General features: G+C 64.5%; 13 protein-coding genes and 2 pseudogenes. 10 read left to right on the top strand and 5 right to left on the bottom strand.

The features are described 5' to 3' along the window. The first annotated feature begins 5 nt into the window (after positions 1–5). Complete coding sequence (locus ACVMB1_RS39670) at positions 6–719, top strand: DJ-1/PfpI family protein (protein ID WP_057017904.1); 714 nt, start codon at positions 6–8, stop codon at positions 717–719. Positions 720–725: 6 nt separating this feature from the next. Here the strand turns inward: ACVMB1_RS39670 and ACVMB1_RS39675 are convergent, their stop codons facing one another. Further along, complete coding sequence (locus tag ACVMB1_RS39675; RefSeq protein ID WP_076827643.1) at positions 726–1,205, bottom strand: hypothetical protein; 480 nt, start codon at positions 1,203–1,205, stop codon at positions 726–728. A gap of 236 nt (positions 1,206–1,441) precedes the next feature. Here ACVMB1_RS39675 and ACVMB1_RS39680 point away from each other — a divergent pair, with 236 nt between their 5' ends. The 5 genes from ACVMB1_RS39680 to ACVMB1_RS39700 all read left to right on the top strand — a co-directional run bounded on the left by ACVMB1_RS39680 (position 1,442) and on the right by ACVMB1_RS39700 (position 7,064). Beyond that, positions 1,442–2,506 (top strand): amidohydrolase family protein, encoded by a 1,065-nt coding sequence (locus ACVMB1_RS39680; protein ID WP_076827767.1) that lies wholly within the window; start codon positions 1,442–1,444, stop codon positions 2,504–2,506. A 73-nt stretch (positions 2,507–2,579) separates the two neighbouring features. After that, positions 2,580–3,692, top strand: a complete 1,113-nt coding sequence (locus tag ACVMB1_RS39685) for an amidohydrolase family protein (protein ID WP_076827642.1) — start codon at positions 2,580–2,582, stop codon at positions 3,690–3,692. Positions 3,693–3,699: 7 nt separating this feature from the next. Further along, entirely contained in the window at positions 3,700–4,113 is a 414-nt protein-coding gene (locus tag ACVMB1_RS39690; RefSeq protein ID WP_141339593.1) for a Rieske (2Fe-2S) protein, read from the top strand. A 199-nt stretch (positions 4,114–4,312) separates the two neighbouring features. Then, positions 4,313–4,927, top strand: coding sequence for a glutathione S-transferase family protein (locus tag ACVMB1_RS39695; protein WP_076827638.1), 615 nt, complete (start codon positions 4,313–4,315; stop codon positions 4,925–4,927). Positions 4,928–4,988: 61 nt separating this feature from the next. After that, on the top strand, positions 4,989–7,064 hold the full coding sequence (locus ACVMB1_RS39700; protein ID WP_076827636.1) for an FAD-binding oxidoreductase: 2,076 nt from the start codon (positions 4,989–4,991) through the stop codon (positions 7,062–7,064). Positions 7,065–7,096: 32 nt separating this feature from the next. Here the strand turns inward: ACVMB1_RS39700 and ACVMB1_RS39705 are convergent, their stop codons facing one another. Together ACVMB1_RS39705 and ACVMB1_RS39710 are read right to left on the bottom strand one after the other, a co-directional pair. Continuing rightward, positions 7,097–7,453, bottom strand: coding sequence for a hypothetical protein (locus tag ACVMB1_RS39705; protein ID WP_057017927.1), 357 nt, complete (start codon positions 7,451–7,453; stop codon positions 7,097–7,099). A 142-nt stretch (positions 7,454–7,595) separates the two neighbouring features. After that, positions 7,596–8,171 carry a TetR/AcrR family transcriptional regulator gene (locus ACVMB1_RS39710; protein ID WP_076827635.1) on the bottom strand — a complete coding sequence of 192 codons (576 nt, stop codon included), beginning with the start codon at positions 8,169–8,171 and terminating at the stop codon, positions 7,596–7,598. Positions 8,172–8,297: 126 nt separating this feature from the next. Between ACVMB1_RS39710 and ACVMB1_RS39715 the strand changes: the two genes are divergently transcribed. After that, positions 8,298–9,275, top strand: a complete 978-nt coding sequence (locus tag ACVMB1_RS39715; protein ID WP_076827633.1) for a zinc-dependent alcohol dehydrogenase family protein — start codon at positions 8,298–8,300, stop codon at positions 9,273–9,275. A gap of 68 nt (positions 9,276–9,343) precedes the next feature. Here ACVMB1_RS39715 and ACVMB1_RS39720 read toward each other — a convergent pair whose 3' ends face one another. Continuing rightward, on the bottom strand, positions 9,344–11,344 hold the full coding sequence (locus tag ACVMB1_RS39720) for a hypothetical protein (protein WP_245311534.1): 2,001 nt from the start codon (positions 11,342–11,344) through the stop codon (positions 9,344–9,346). Between the two features lie 445 nt (positions 11,345–11,789). On the opposite strand from ACVMB1_RS39720, the pseudogene ACVMB1_RS39725 reads away from it, so the two are divergent. Both ACVMB1_RS39725 and ACVMB1_RS39730 read left to right on the top strand, forming a co-directional pair. Beyond that, positions 11,790–12,603: pseudogene (locus tag ACVMB1_RS39725) on the top strand (amino acid kinase family protein). Positions 12,604–12,617: 14 nt separating this feature from the next. Next, positions 12,618–13,441, top strand: a pseudogene (locus ACVMB1_RS39730) (amino acid kinase family protein). 50 nt (positions 13,442–13,491) lie between these two features. Here ACVMB1_RS39730 and ACVMB1_RS39735 read toward each other — a convergent pair. Further along, entirely contained in the window at positions 13,492–13,887 is a 396-nt protein-coding gene (locus tag ACVMB1_RS39735) for a hypothetical protein (protein ID WP_244558806.1), read from the bottom strand. 189 nt (positions 13,888–14,076) lie between these two features. Here ACVMB1_RS39735 and ACVMB1_RS39740 point away from each other — a divergent pair, with 189 nt between their 5' ends. Continuing rightward, complete coding sequence (locus ACVMB1_RS39740) at positions 14,077–14,448, top strand: cupin domain-containing protein (RefSeq protein WP_076827631.1); 372 nt, start codon at positions 14,077–14,079, stop codon at positions 14,446–14,448. Positions 14,449–14,451: the final 3 nt, after the last annotated feature.

A 14,451-nucleotide genomic window follows, 5' to 3' on the forward strand; every position in this document is an offset into this window, starting at 1 on the left:
GTTCGATGATTGCTCACGATGTTCATCTCCGGATCGGTTCGCTGCTGTTCGAAGGCGTCGATCAAATCGATTTGACCGGGCCGTTCGAGGTGCTGTCGCGGATTCCGAATTCGACCTACCGCATCTACGGCAAGACCGCCGATCCCGTCCGCGACATCAAGGGATTGCGGCTGACACCGGATGCGACGCTGGCCGATGCGCCGCCGCTCGACGTGCTGCATGTGCCGGGCGGCTTTGGTCAGCAAGCCCTGATGGAGGACACGGAGGTGCTCGGCTGGATCAACCGGCAGGCGGCGGGGGCATGCCGTATCTTCTCGGTTTGCACGGGCGCGCTGATCTGCGGAGCGGCCGGCCTGCTGAAGGGACGCAGGGCGACGACGCATTGGGCGTCGTTTCATCTGCTGCCGTTGTTCGGCGCTACGCCCGTGAACCAGCGCGTGGTGGTGGACGGAAGCTTCGTCTTTGCCGCCGGAGTCACGGCAGGCATCGATGGCGCATTGCGGCTCGCGGCTGAACTGCGCGGCGACGATGCCGCGCGCGCGATCCAGCTCTATATGGTGTATGCGCCGGAGCCGCCGTTCGACAGCGGCACGCCGGAGACCGCGCCACCCGAAATCCTGCAGCAGTCGCGCCAGGCCGTGCGCGCGATCACGGAGCAGCGGGAAGAGACTGCGCGCCGTGTCGCGGCGAGGCTGGGCGTCGCCGTGCAGGGAGATTGAGTGGGGCTAATTTCCCGGCTCGAAGCTGCAGTCGGCGCCGCCGCCGGCCTTGTCGTTGATCACTTTCGGATCGAGCGTGCAGGACAGTTTCGACAGCGTCTCGTAGATCGTGCCGGCGGCGCCGTCGGGCGGCACGCCGGCGAGCGCTTCGGTGGCGAAGATCGCGTTGGCTTCGCTGCCCTTCACGGTGTGGGTGTTGCCGCCGAAGGTCAGCGCGCAGGAACGCGAGGTGATGTCGACATTGCTGGCGCGGCAGACCACCTTGTCGGCGGTGACGATGATCTTGCTGGCATAGGAGACATTGCTGTCGCCGTTGAAGAATGCGGCGACCGCCTTCTTCTCCTTGGCCGGCAGCGGCAAGTAGGGCGCCACCACGCCGGCGAGCGCCAGCGCGACCGAGCCGGAGGTGGTCGCAGGCGCGGCCCAGGCGGCCGACGAGGCCAGCGACATTGAACATGCGAGGATCGTCAGTCGGCCCAGTCTCATTCCCGTCTCCCGGTGCCCGCGCTTTCCGCGGCGCGGAATCGCTAGCATGTCGCGTGACTTCAAGGGGTGACGCCATTCACACGCGATCCCGCAACTTCGCGTGAGGCGCGGATGCGCACAGGGCAGGGCGGCCCCGCGTGGACCCGCTTGCACGATCGCGCCATCGGCGTCACAGTCCGATCCGTGGCAGCGATGCCGCCAACAACGACGACAAGAAGATCAATCCGGGGAACGCCATGGCGGCCACGCGCATCGACTGCGACATCCATCCCGCGGTGGGGGGAACGCGCACCACGCTGCTGCCCTATCTGAGTGATCACTGGAAGGAACAGGTCGTCAGCCGTGCCATCGACGGGCTCGACCTCAATTCCTATCCGCCGTCGATGCCGCTATCCGGCCGCGCCGACTGGCGGCCGGCGGACGGCAGCAAGCCCGGCAGCGATCTTGCCATGGTGCAGCGCGGCGCATTCGACCAGCTCGGCGCCAGCCACGCGATCTGCAATGTCGTCTATGGCGCGCAGGCGGTGTTCGATTCCTACATGGCCGCGGACTTCTGCAGGGCGATCAACGACTGGATCGCGGCCGAATGGCTTGCCAAGGACACGCGGCTGCGCGCCTCGATCGTGGTGCCGATCCAGGCGCCGGACCTTGCGGTCGAGGAGATCGAGCGCAGGGCCGGCGACAATCGCTTCGTTTCGGTGCTGGTGCCCTCGCAGGGCGAGACGCTGCTCGGGCGGCGGCATTACTGGCCGATCTATCAGGCCGCGGAGAAATACAAGCTGCCGATCGCGATCCACGCCGGCAGTGCCTACCGGGGCGCGCCGAGCTCGATCGGCTGGCCGTCCTACCGCTACGAATATTATCTCGCCGAGGCGCAGGCGTTCCAGGCGCAGGCGTTGAGCCTGATCTATGAGGGCGTGTTCGGGAAGTATCCCGGATTGACCGTCGTGCTGATGGAGTCGGGCGTCAGCTGGCTGCCGGCGTTCATGTGGCGCGCCAACAAGACCTGGCGCGGCGTGCGCGTCGAGGTGCCGTGGGTGGAGCGCGAGCCCGCCGCGATCATCCGCGACCATTTCCGCGTCACCATGCAGCCGTTCGACGCGCCGCTGGATGCTACAAGCGTTGCCGACATCATCGATCAGATCGGCTCCGACAAGATGTTCCTGTTCGCATCAGACTATCCGCACTGGCAGTTCGACGGTGACGATCCGATCCCGCCGCATCTGCCGAAAAGCCTCGTCCAGCGGATGTGCGAAGACAACCCGATTGAAACGTTCCCGCGTTTGAAGCTGAATTCGTAATTCGCGCGCATGATCCGGAAAAGTGGGAACCGGTTTTCCGACAAGAACATGCGCAAACAAGAAGGAGGATCGCATGAGTGACGTCATCGACCGCCCGATGCTCGACCAGGAGAAGACCGCGGCGACGCGGCTGAAGATCATCGACTGCGACATCCATCCGAGCCTTCACGCGCACAGCGACCTCAACGAGTTCCTGCCGAAACGCTGGCAGCAGCATCTGAAGGAATATGGCAGTCATCTGCGCACGCCCTATATCGGCACCACGCCGTATCCGCGCTCCTCGCCGCTGATCGCGCGGCGCGATGCCTGGCCGCCGACCGGCGGCGTGCCCGGCTCCGACCTCGATTTCATGCGCAAGCAGCATCTCGATCCCTTCGACGTCGAGTTCGGGATCCTGCAGGTGCTCGATCTCTTCATCTTCTCGCAGCAGAATCTGGAATTCGGCGCCGCGATCCAGCGCGCCATCAACGACTGGCAACTGGCGTTCTGGGCGCATCGCGATCCGCGCCTGAAGGCCTCGATCCTGGTCGGGCAGGATGGCTCCGACCTCGGCCTCGCCGAGATCGAGCGCTGCGCCAAATCAGGCGAATACATCCAGATCAACGTCTCGCCGCGTGCCAACGAGCCGCTCGGCCGCCGCCGCTACTGGCCGATCTATGAACGCGCGCAAGAGCTCGATCTGCCGCTCGGCATCCATGTCGGCGGCTATGGCGGGCATGCTCCGACCGGCGGCGGCTGGCCGTCCTATTATTGCGAGGAGCATCAGTCGAACGCGCACACGGTGGCCTCGAACCTCACCAGCCTGGTGCTGGAAGGTGTTCCCGAGCGCTTCCCGAAACTGAAGATCGTGTTCATCGAAGGTGGCTTCGGCTGGATTCCCGCGACGATGTGGCGGATGGATCAGCACTTCGAACGCTTCCGCAGCGAGGTGCCGCATCTGAAGCGCCGGCCGAGCGAATATGTGAAGGAGCATTTCTGGTTCACGACCCAGCCGATCGACGAACCGGATGTAGCCAGGCACCTGCGGCAGCTGATCGAATGGGTCGGCATCGACCGGCTGTTGTTCTCGTCGGACTATCCGCATTGGGACTATGACGACGCGCGCTACGCCTTCAAGACGCCGCTGACGGACGCCGAGCGTCGCAAGATCTTCAATGCCAACGCCCGCGCGGTTTACAAATTCTAGGACACAGATGACCCGTCACATCGTCGCGCGCACCAGTGAGATTCCGGCCGGCGGCAACAAGGTGTTCGGCATCGAGGGCCGCGACATCGTCGTGTTCCATGTCAATGGCGAGTTCTTCGCGCTGCTCAATCGCTGCCCGCATGAAGGCGCGCCGCTGGAGAAGGCGGCCTGCGTCGCGCGCCTGACCTCGCCGGAGCCCGGCATCTATCAGCGCGACCGGGTCGGCGAGATGCTGCGCTGTCCGTGGCACGGCTGGGAATTCGACATGCGCAACGGGCAGTCCTGGTTCGATCCCAAGCGGTTCAGGATCCGCTCCTATCCGGTCGCGGTCGAGAGCGGCGCCGAGTTGCAGAAGGGGCCGTATGTTGCCGAGACGTTCCCGGTGCACATCGAGGACAACTACGTGATCGTCGAGATTTAGGTTGGCGCAGTTCGCGCGACCGTGTGCGCCGCCGAGGGCCTCGTCGTGGCAGGAACAGTCCCGGCCATGACGCAAGTAGGTGTTATTGCGATTTATGCAATAATGAAGTACCGTCGACGGCAATTATAATAACCGCTGCAATGGGCCACCTTGAGCTGGCGATCGGGAATGAACCCGTCCACCACATCAGGAACGGCACATGAAGCTGTATCACTTCGCTCTCTCCGGCCACGCGCACCGCGCGCGCCTGTTTTTGTCCCTGCTGGAAATTCCGCACGAACTGGTCGACGTCGACCTCAAGTCCGCCGCGCAGAAGCGGCCGGAATATCTCTCGATCAACCCGTTCGGCCAGGTGCCGGTGCTCGACGATGACGGCGTAATCATCCCGGACTCCAACGCGATCCTGGTCTATCTCGCGACCAAGCTCGGCCGCACCGATTGGCTGCCGCAGGATGCAAGGGGCGCTGCCGCGGTCCAGCGCTGGCTGTCGGTTGCTGCCGGCGATCTTGCGTTTGGGCCCGCTGCGGCGCGGCTCATCACCGTGTTCGGCGCGAAGCACAATCCGGACGACGTGATCGCGCGGGCGCATGTTCTGCTGAAGCGGCTCGAAGCCCATCTCGCCGGGCGCGACTGGCTGGTCGGCGCGGCGCCGACGATCGCAGACGTTGCGCTCTACAGCTATCTGTCCAGCGCGCCCGAAGGCAATGTCGATCTCTCCGCCTATGCGCGCGTCAACGCGTGGCTGCGCCGGATCGAGGCGCTGCCGGGCTTCGTGGCCTTCGCCAAGACCCCAGTCGGTCTGGCGGCCGCGTGACCTGCTGACCGGGCGTGCCGTCGGGCGCGCCCGTCCAACCCCCGAAGGGGAGGGCGATACGATGAGCGACAGACGAACCAAGAGCAAGCTCGCGACCTGGCATGCCGGCGAAAAGGCGATCCAGCAGCAGGTTGGTGTCGCCGAGAAGATGGAGGCCGTCGGCCAGCGTGCGGTGCGCGACTTCATGCCCGACCAGCATCGCGATTTCTTCGCGCAGATTCCCTTCATCGTCGTCGGCAGCGTGGACCGAAGCGGCGACGCCTGGGCCTCGCTGCTGGCCGGCCGGCCGGGCTTCATCTCCTCGCCGACGCCGCGCAGCCTCGAGATCGATGCGCGGCCTGACGCCAGCGATCCCGTCAGCGAAGGCATGCGCGCGGGCGATGCGATCGGACTGCTCGGAATCGAACTGCACACGCGGCGCCGCAACCGTGCGAACGGGCTGCTGCGCGCGGCATCAGGCAAGGCGCTCAGCTTCGAGCTCGATCAGAGCTTTGGCAATTGCCCGCAGTACATCCAGCTGCGCGATTTCGCCTTCGTGCGCGCGCCGGATGAACCGTTCGCGGGAGAGATCGAGGCGAGCACGACGCTCGATCAGGCCGCGCGCGACATGATCAAGGCGTCCGACACGTTCTTCGTGGCGTCCTATGCCGAGCGTGAGGACCGTCGCCAGGTCGACGTCTCGCATCGCGGCGGCCGGGCGGGCTTCGTCCGCGTCGCCGACGACGGCACGCTGACGATTCCCGATTTCGCCGGCAATCTGTTCTTCAACACGCTCGGCAACATCCTCGTCAACGGCAAGGCCGGGCTGGTGTTTGTCGATTTCGAAACCGGCGACCTGCTGCAGCTGAGCGGTGACGCTGAGGTGATGCTGGACTCGCCGGAGATCGCGGCGTTTCAGGGTGCCGAGCGGCTGTGGAGCTTCCGTGCCCGCCGCGTGGTGCGCCGGCGCGGCGCGCTGCCGCTGCGCTGGGCGTTCCGGGCCGAAGGCTGGTCGCCGAATTCGCTGATGACCGGCGACTGGGTGCAGACCGCCGACCGAATCCGCGCCGCCGAGCGCGCGACGCAGTGGCGGCCGTTCAAGGTCACTGGGATCGTCGACGAGAGCCGATCGATCCGCTCGTTTCATTTGCAGCCGGACGACGGCGCGGGGTTGCTTCCGCACCGGGCGGGACAGCATTTGCCGATTCGTCTCTCGTTGCCCGGTATCGACAAGCCGGTCATCCGCACCTACACGCTGTCGGTCGCGCCGTCGGACGGCATGTACCGGATCAGCGTGAAGCGCGACGGTGTCGTATCGCAGCATCTCCACGACACCATCCATGTCGGCGACATCATCGAAGCGCGCGCTCCGGCTGGCGCCTTCGCGATCGATGCGCGCGAGAAGCGGCCCGCGGTGCTGCTCGCCGGCGGTGTCGGCATCACGCCGCTGCTCGCGATGCTGCGCCACGTGGTCTATGAAGGGTTGCGCACCCGCGGCATCCGGCCGACGACCCTGATCCAGGCCGCGCATGCGAAACAGGACCGCGCGTTCGGCAATGAATTGCAGCAGCTGGTGGATGCCGCCGGCGGCGCGGTGCGGATCGTCCGCGTCCTCGGCGATGTCGACGGCGCCGAGCAGGGCACAGACTACGACGCGGCCGGACGGATCGACATGGCGCTGTTGTCGCGCGTCCTGCCGTTCAACGACTATGACTTCTATCTGTGCGGACCGCCGCGGTTCACCCAATCGCTCTATGACGCCCTGCGCGGCTACAACATTGCCGACGGCAGGATTCACGCCGAAGCATTCGGTCCTTCATCGCTGGTTCGGAAGCCCGACCTCGTCACCGCAGCGCCGCCGCGGCGACCGCCGGCGACAACGCCGGTCCCGGTCGCCTTTACCACTTCGTTGAAGGAGGCGCGCTGGACGCCGGAGGCGGGGACGCTGCTCGAACTGGCGGAAGCGCGCGGCCTTAGCCCCGCCTTCAGCTGCCGGGAGGGCAATTGCGGAACCTGCCGAACGCGGTTGCTGGCAGGCGCCGTGACCTATGTGAAGCAGCCCACCGCAAAGGTGGGCGATGACGAGGTGCTGATCTGCTGCGCCGTGCCGGCGAAGCCGGAGGGCGATGGCGAGGACCGGATCCAGCTCGCGCTGTGACCGAACCGGGCGCATAGCGCTTTCGCGGGCACTCAGCCCATGCTGCCCGGCATGAAGCAGCGTGGCCTCGGGTGCCCGTCCAGATAATACGGCCAGACCATGGTGCGGCCGGCACGGTTCGGTCCGGCGACGACGGCCTCATCGGGAACGTCGACCCACTCGCCTTCGAGCCGGACGCGATAGTGGCCGTCCTTGGTGTCCCAATCGGCGTCATCGACACGCTTCGCGTCGCTGCCGTCGCAGCAGGGGCCCTTGACGGTGCGCAGGCTCTCATACCAGGCGTTCAATTCGGGATGCCCGTGATCATGGGCCTGCACCGGCCCGATCGCCGGCTTCGCCAGCAGGGCGGTGACTAGAACGATTGCCGCACGCCAAAACCGTTTGTTCATCTGATCCCCAAAATCCGGAAAGCCCATGACAGCCAGCCCGGAGATGGTCATCGAGATCAGGACATCAATCAGATGATAATCGTCATATAATCACAATCGTGAGAGCGCGCGGGGGCTGCCGGAAGGCCGGGTGCCGACAAACTCAGGCGAGCAGGCTCATCACCTGGTCGATCACGGCCTTCACCTGCTTCGAATCCGGCCTCTGGTGCGCGAGCGCCAGCAGTCCGGCATGCACCACCATGATGGTGTGGGCGGTGACGTCGGGGTCAAAGCCCTTCCTGAACTGGACGCGATCGGTGCGCAGCCGCGCGCGCAGCAGCTCTTCGAGCCGCCGGTTGTAGCGCTCGATGCTCTTGCGGAGCTCGACCTGGTCGAGCGAGCCGTCGGTCGCGGAATTGATCGACAGGCAGCCGCGCTGTCCCTTCTCGCCCGAGCAATAGGGAATGAAGCCGGTAAGCCACTGCCTGATGACGTCCCGCGTGGGCCCCGGCTGCGCCAGCACGCGCTCGGCCCAGCCGAGGATGCCGTCGTGATAGCGGTCCAGCACCTTCAGGAACAACGCGTTCTTGTCGCCGAACGCCGCATAGAGGCTGGGTTTCGCGACGCCGCTCGCCGCCGTGATGTCGTCGAGCGAAGTCGCCTGAAAGCCCTTCTGCCAGAACATCTGGCGGGCGATTTCCAGGACATCGTCCGGATCGAAGCTGCGCGGCCTTGCCATATCCCATCTTTTATGTACTCCCGCGTCGGATGTGAAGCCTTCAACTTGCTGTGAAGGCAGGTCCGGCTATTGACGCAATCCATATTCTGTACTTAGAAGTACATAACGAAATCGGGAGATGACGCCATGAAAGCGGTTCAGGTCGTTGCGTTCGGACGTGCAGCGGACGTGGTCAAGCTCAACGAGGTGCTGGACGTCGGCAGCCCCGGCCCCGACGAGATCGTGGTCGCGGTTGAGGCTGCGCCGATCAACAATTCGGATTTCATGATCATCGCCGGGCGCTACGGCTATCTGCCGTCACCGCCGGCCACGCTCGGGATCGAGGGCGTCGGGCGGGTTGTTGCCGCCGGATCGCAGGTGAGGAATCTGAAGGAGGGCGACCGCACGCTGATTCCCTTCACGGTCCCGACCTGGACTGAGCGGGTCAAATTCACCGCATCATGGCAGCGTGCGCTGCCTGACAATGCCGATGTCCAGCAACTGTCCATGATCGGGGTCAATCCGGCCACCGCCTATCTCTTGCTGACCGATTTCGTGAAAGTGCCGCCCGGCGGCTGGGTGATCCAGAACGGCGCCAATTCGGCGACGGCGCGCGCGGTGATCGCCATCGCCAAGTCGCTCGGGCTCAAGACCGTCAACATCGTCCGCCGCGAGGACGTCGTGGACGAGGTCAAGTCGGTCGGCGGCGATATCGTGCTGCTCGACGGGCCGGATCTCGCCAAGCGCGTCGCCAGGGAAACGGGTGGGGCGCCGATCCAGCTGGCGCTCGACATGGTCGGCGGCTCATCCGCCTTGAACCTGATGAACTGCCTCGCGCCAAAAGGAGTGCTCGTCATCTACAGCGCGATGAGCGGACAGCCGTTCTCCGGCTCGGCCTTGAGCGTGATCTTCAACGAGGTGTCGGTGCGCGGCTTCTGGCTCGGTCATTGGGGCAAGACTGCGACGGACGAAGCGTTGGCCGGAATGTACGACCATCTGGTGCCGATGGTCGCATCGGGTGCGATCAGCGCGCCGGTGGTCGGCACCTATCGCCTGGAGGATTTTTCACAGGCGATCGCGCAGGCGGCGGCATTCAAGGGCAAGGTGATCTTCACGCCAAGTTAGGTCGTACCCCCCGATATTCGCCGGCGCGACACGCCGGCGCATGTCCGCACGACGTCACGCCGGGACAGCTAGACGATGGTCGAGAGCGTGAACGCGTGCCACGCACTCCAGTCAATACCATCATAGGCGCGCACATACATCGTCTCACTGCCGGTGGTGGCGCCGCCACGCATCCAGATATCATCGAGGTCGGCGGCATTGACGTCGATCACGGTGCTGGCTGCCCAATGGGAATTCGCAGAGGTCCAGAAATAGCCGCTGTTGGCGTTGCCGCCGCCATCCCAAAACTGATAGGCGGCCGCGGGATTCGCGTCAGCGTCAGCATAGGACACCAGGTTGCCGACCTGGCTCCACTCGTTGACATGCAAGGTCTGATTGCTGATCGAGGCATCGGGTGCGTGGTTTGCCAGGCTGGTCACGGTGAAGCTGTCCCAGGCACTCCAGCTCGTTCCGTCGAAAGCGCGCACAAACATGGAATCGGTACCGGCCGCGGTGCCACCTCGCACCCATACATTGGCGAGGTCGGACGCCGAGACGTCGATGACCGTGCTGGACGCCCAGTGTGAATTGTCGGGCGTCCAGAAATAGGCGCTGGTCGCAGCCCCGCCACCGTCCCAGAACTGGTATTGGGTGATTGCATCGCCGTCAGTGTCGGATGCCGTCGTCCAGTTGACGAGCTGCGCCCACTGCGCGGCGTTCAGCGTTTGATCGTTGATCGTCGCGGTCGGAGCAGTATTGGTCGACGTCAGATTAAAGCTGTCCCAATTGCTCCAGGCGGTACCGTCGAATGCCCTTACCCACATCGTCTCGGAACCGGTCGTCGAGCCGCCCTTGATCCACACATTGGCCAGATCGGATGCTGAAACGTCGATCGTCGTATTGGCAGCCCAGTGGGAATTGTCGGGTGTCCAGAAATAGGCGCTGGTCGCACCCGCGCCGGCGTCCCAGAACTGGTATTTGGTGATCGTGTCACCTTCGGCATCGCTGGCAGTGAGCCAGCCTTGCGGTTTGACCCATTGATTGACGTGTAGCGACTGGTCGTTGATGGTCGCGACGGGGACCGTGTTTGGCGTCGACGTCACGGTGAATGTGTCCCAGGAGCTCCACTCCGTTCCGTCGAATCCCCTTACCCACATCGTCTCGGAACCGGTTGTCGAGCCGCCATGGATCCAGACATTGGCGAGGTCCGCAGCCGAAACGTCTATCGTCGTGTTGGCAGCCCAGTGGGAATTGTCGGGTGTCCAGAAATAGGCGCTGGTGGCGGCGGTGCCGCTATCCCAGAACTGGTACTTCGTGATCGCATCGCCATTGGCATCGGTCTTGGTCAACCAGTTGTCGACGGTGACCCATTGATCGATATGTATGGAATGATCACCGGCTGTCACGACGGGCGGAGTATTGGCCGACGTCAGCGTGAAGCTGTCCCAGTTGCTCCAGTCTGTTCCGTCGAACGCTCTGACCCAGAACGTCTCGGCACCGGTTGTCGAGCCACCCTTGATCCAGACATCGGCCAGGTCGGCGGCCGCCACTTCGATCGTCGTGTTGGCAGCCCAATGGTCATTGGTGGAAGTCCAGAAATAGGCGCTTGTTGCGGAGGTGCCGCTGTCCCAGAATTGATATTTGGTGGCTGCATCCCCGTTGGCATCGGAGTAGGTCAGCCAATTCTTGGCTTGCGTCCATGTATTGGTGTGCAGCTGCACGTCGGGGACCGTAACGACCGGCGCAGTGTTTGGAATCGTCGTGAGCGTGAAAGACGTCCAGTTACCCCAATCGGTCCCGTCGAAAGCGCGTACCCACAGTGTCTCTGTGCCGCCGACCGCGCCGGCACGCACCCACACGTCGGAGAGGTCAGAGGCCGAAACTTCGATCGTCGTGTTGGCGGCCCAATGGTCGTTGGTGGAAGTCCAGAAATAGGCGCTGTTCGCAGCTGTGCCGCCGTCCCAGAACTGAAATTTCTGCGCGGGATTGCCGTCCGAGTCGGCATAAGTGAGCCATGGCTGTATTTTTTGCCACTGATTGTACAACAGGCTGTGGTTACCAATCGTGACGACCGGTGCGGAATTGGCCATGGTTTGCTTCCTCGTGGGGTGCGCCGGTCGAGACCGGCTAATTTCCAAGGTGCAAGGCAATCAATTTTGGCCCGTGAGGCGGGCCAGGCTGAGATTAGTATCGTCCGGCTGAGATCAGCGCATTCCGAAGAAATCGTTAATATCAAATTCAGGATCGCAGAATTTCAATGCAGCATCTATGATGGGTGTCACACCCATCGGTCAGGTCGCGTGCGGCAAAACGTCATAGGTATCCGGTTCCGAGCGGCCTCGCACCGGGTGTCGCGACACGCACTCGCCGGTGCCATTCGCGATGGTCTATCCCCGCCGTTGCGGCTTGAGACGCGCCAGGCTTGCCGTTAGCAGTGCAATTCGAACACCGGTCTTTGCGAGACACCGGTGGAGACATCGAACATCGCGGGCCGACGGAAGCAATGCCAGGCGCATTGGAGAAAGGACGTTTCTCATGGCGAATACGACGGCGGAGCTTGAAGCGCTGCTGATGCAGCGATCGTTGACCGATCCGCAGCTTCTGGCGACGGCGGAGGCGGCATCGGACTTCCGGATCCTGCCGGATGCCACCGTGATCAAGATCGGCGGGCAAAGCGTCATCGACCGCGGCCGCGCCGCCGTCTACCCACTGGTCGATGAGATCGTCGCGGCCCGCAAGGCGCACAAGATCCTGATCGGGACCGGCGCGGGCACCCGCGCCCGGCACCTCTATTCGATCGCGGCCGGGCTGCGGCTGCCGGCCGGCGTGCTGTCGCAGCTCGGCGCCTCGGTCGCCGACCAGAACGCGGTGATGCTGGGCCAGCTGCTCGCCAGGCACGGCATCTCCGCGGTCAGCGGCGCCGGGCTTTCGGCCCGTGCCGCTTTATCTCGCCGAGGTGAACGCCGTGATCTTCAGCGGCATGCCGCCTTACGGCCTCTGGATGCGGCCGGCACCCGAGGGCATGATCCCGCCCTATCGCACCGACGCCGGATGCTTCCTGGTCGCCGAACAGTTCGGCTGCAAGGCGATGATCTATGTGAAGGACGAAAACGGTCTCTACACCGCGAACCCCAAGACCTCGAAGGGCGCGACCTTCATCCCGAAAATCTCGGTCGCCGAGATGAAGGCCAAGGGGTTGCAGGATTCGATCCTCGAATTCCCGGTGCTCGATCTGCTCGCCACCGCGCGCCATGTCCGCCAGGTGCAGGTCGTCAATGGCCTCGTCCCCGGCAACCTCACCCGTGCGCTTGCGGGCGAGCATGTCGGCACCATCATCACCGCGAACTGAGCAGGGACACGACCATGGACGACACCATCAAGCACGTCGCCTCGCCGCTCGCGCGCCAGACCCTGCTCGACAGCGATCTCACCCGTCCCGTTGCCGGCGGTCGCCCGATCCCGCTGCTGCCCTGGGTGCAGGTGGTGAAGATCGGCGGCCGCTCCATCATGGATCGCGGCCACGAGGCGATCCTGCCGATCGTCGCCGAGTTGCGTTCGCTGCTGCCCGAGCACCGCCTGCTGATCCTGACCGGCGCCGGCATCCGCGCCCGTCATCTCTACAGCGTCGGCCTCGATCTCGGCCTGCCGGTCGGCTCGCTCGCGCCGCTCGCGGCAAGCGAAGCCGGCCAAAACGGCCACATCCTGGCCTGCCTGCTCGCGCCGGAGGGCGTGTCCTATCTCGAGCATCCGACCATCGCGAGCCAGCTTGCGATCCATCTCTCCGCGGCCCGCGCCGTGGTGGGCAGCGCGTTTCCGCCCTATCACCATCATGAATTCCCGGTCTCGCGCATCCCGTTGCATCGCGCCGACACCGGTGCGTTCCTGATCGCCGATGCGCTCGGTGCCGCCGGCCTGACGATCGTCGAGGATGTCGACGGCGTCTACACCGACGATCCGAATGGTCCCGAGGGGAAGAAGGCGCAGCTGCTGCGCGAGGCCAGCCTCGCCGACCTCGCCAAGCTGAAGGGCACGCTGCCGTTCGATCCCGCGCTGCTCGAGGTGATGGCCAATGCGCGGCATATCGAACGCGTGCAGGTCGTGAACGGCCTCGTTCCCGGCGGCTCACGGCGGCGCTGCGCGGCCAGCATGTCGGGTCGATCATCCGCACCGGCGCGCGGCCGGCCTGATACCGATGTAATGCTCGCGCGTCGCGTGCAGGCGGCGCGCGACCGAGGGACTACTTGATCGTCGCGTGCACGGTGATGACCGAGGTGCCGGATGCTTTCGGCCCCTGGCCCGTTGCCTTGATGGCAAAGGTGTCGCTGCCCTTGTACTTGGCCTTCGCCCTGTATTCGAAGGTCGATGCGTTGATCTTCTTCAGCTTGCCGTAGGCCGGCTTCTGCGAGATCGCGGAGTCCGTCACCGTGCCGCGGATCCCGATCGGGATCTGGCAGCTTTGGCCCGAGGCGACGTCGATATCGCCGCTCGAATTCTCGCCCCAATCCGCCAATGTCATCGACATCGAGCATTCCGGCACGGGCTGCGCCGAAGATGCCGGCGTGACATTTAATGCAAAGATGAGCGCCAGGGCGGCGATCCCCGACGCCCGCGTCGTGACGATACTCGTTTTCATGCAAGGCCCACTGCTGAAGGTTCTCGCAGGAATCCTGCAACGTGGGAGCAGGGGTGGCAAGGGCTTCGCCTCGCCCGCGCGACATGTGTTGAAATGCTTGGGCGCTTGTTGTGTCGTTGAAGCGCCCCCATAGTCACCGCAGCCTTGATCTGAATGGGGCAAAGGCGCGCGTGACAGGGAAGGGTTCCAATGGCTGAGGGCAGCGACGGTCAGGCAAAAGCTCAACAAGCCGGATTCGCCGGCGTCACCCGCAAGACCCTTGAGCGTCTCGCTTTGCCCGGCGATGATCGCGAGCTTGTCGTTGCCGAGGTGACCTTTCCGCCCGGCGGGGTCGCCCCGCTGCATCGGCATCCCATTGGCGGCGTGGTCTTCATCGTCGAAGGCGTTGCCGAGTCCGCGTATGACGACGAGGCGCCGCGCCAGTATCGGGCGGGCGAGACCTTGCAGGATCGCCCTGACGTTCCGCACACGCTGTTTCGCAATTGCGATCCGGAACGGCCGCTGCGCTTCCTGACGATCTACGCGCTCGAGCCCGGGCGCGCCTACGCGATGGAGCCGTGAGGT

The sequence above is a fragment of the Bradyrhizobium sp. USDA 4504 genome, from assembly GCF_054063995.1.

Bases quoted from the DNA above. Each gene is read 5' to 3' on its own strand.
- ACVMB1_RS39670 (WP_057017904.1), top strand. From the start codon at position 6: ATGATTGCTCACGATGTTCATCTCCGGATCGGTTCGCTGCTGTTCGAA.
- ACVMB1_RS39675 (WP_076827643.1), bottom strand. From the start codon at position 1,205: ATGAGACTGGGCCGACTGACGATCCTCGCATGTTCAATGTCGCTGGCC.
- ACVMB1_RS39680 (WP_076827767.1), top strand. From the start codon at position 1,442: ATGGCGGCCACGCGCATCGACTGCGACATCCATCCCGCGGTGGGGGGA.
- ACVMB1_RS39685 (WP_076827642.1), top strand. From the start codon at position 2,580: ATGAGTGACGTCATCGACCGCCCGATGCTCGACCAGGAGAAGACCGCG.
- ACVMB1_RS39690 (WP_141339593.1), top strand. From the start codon at position 3,700: ATGACCCGTCACATCGTCGCGCGCACCAGTGAGATTCCGGCCGGCGGC.
- ACVMB1_RS39695 (WP_076827638.1), top strand. From the start codon at position 4,313: ATGAAGCTGTATCACTTCGCTCTCTCCGGCCACGCGCACCGCGCGCGC.
- ACVMB1_RS39700 (WP_076827636.1), top strand. From the start codon at position 4,989: ATGAGCGACAGACGAACCAAGAGCAAGCTCGCGACCTGGCATGCCGGC.
- ACVMB1_RS39705 (WP_057017927.1), bottom strand. From the start codon at position 7,453: ATGAACAAACGGTTTTGGCGTGCGGCAATCGTTCTAGTCACCGCCCTG.
- ACVMB1_RS39710 (WP_076827635.1), bottom strand. From the start codon at position 8,171: ATGGCAAGGCCGCGCAGCTTCGATCCGGACGATGTCCTGGAAATCGCC.
- ACVMB1_RS39715 (WP_076827633.1), top strand. From the start codon at position 8,298: ATGAAAGCGGTTCAGGTCGTTGCGTTCGGACGTGCAGCGGACGTGGTC.
- ACVMB1_RS39720 (WP_245311534.1), bottom strand. From the start codon at position 11,344: ATGGCCAATTCCGCACCGGTCGTCACGATTGGTAACCACAGCCTGTTG.
- ACVMB1_RS39735 (WP_244558806.1), bottom strand. From the start codon at position 13,887: ATGAAAACGAGTATCGTCACGACGCGGGCGTCGGGGATCGCCGCCCTG.
- ACVMB1_RS39740 (WP_076827631.1), top strand. From the start codon at position 14,077: ATGGCTGAGGGCAGCGACGGTCAGGCAAAAGCTCAACAAGCCGGATTC.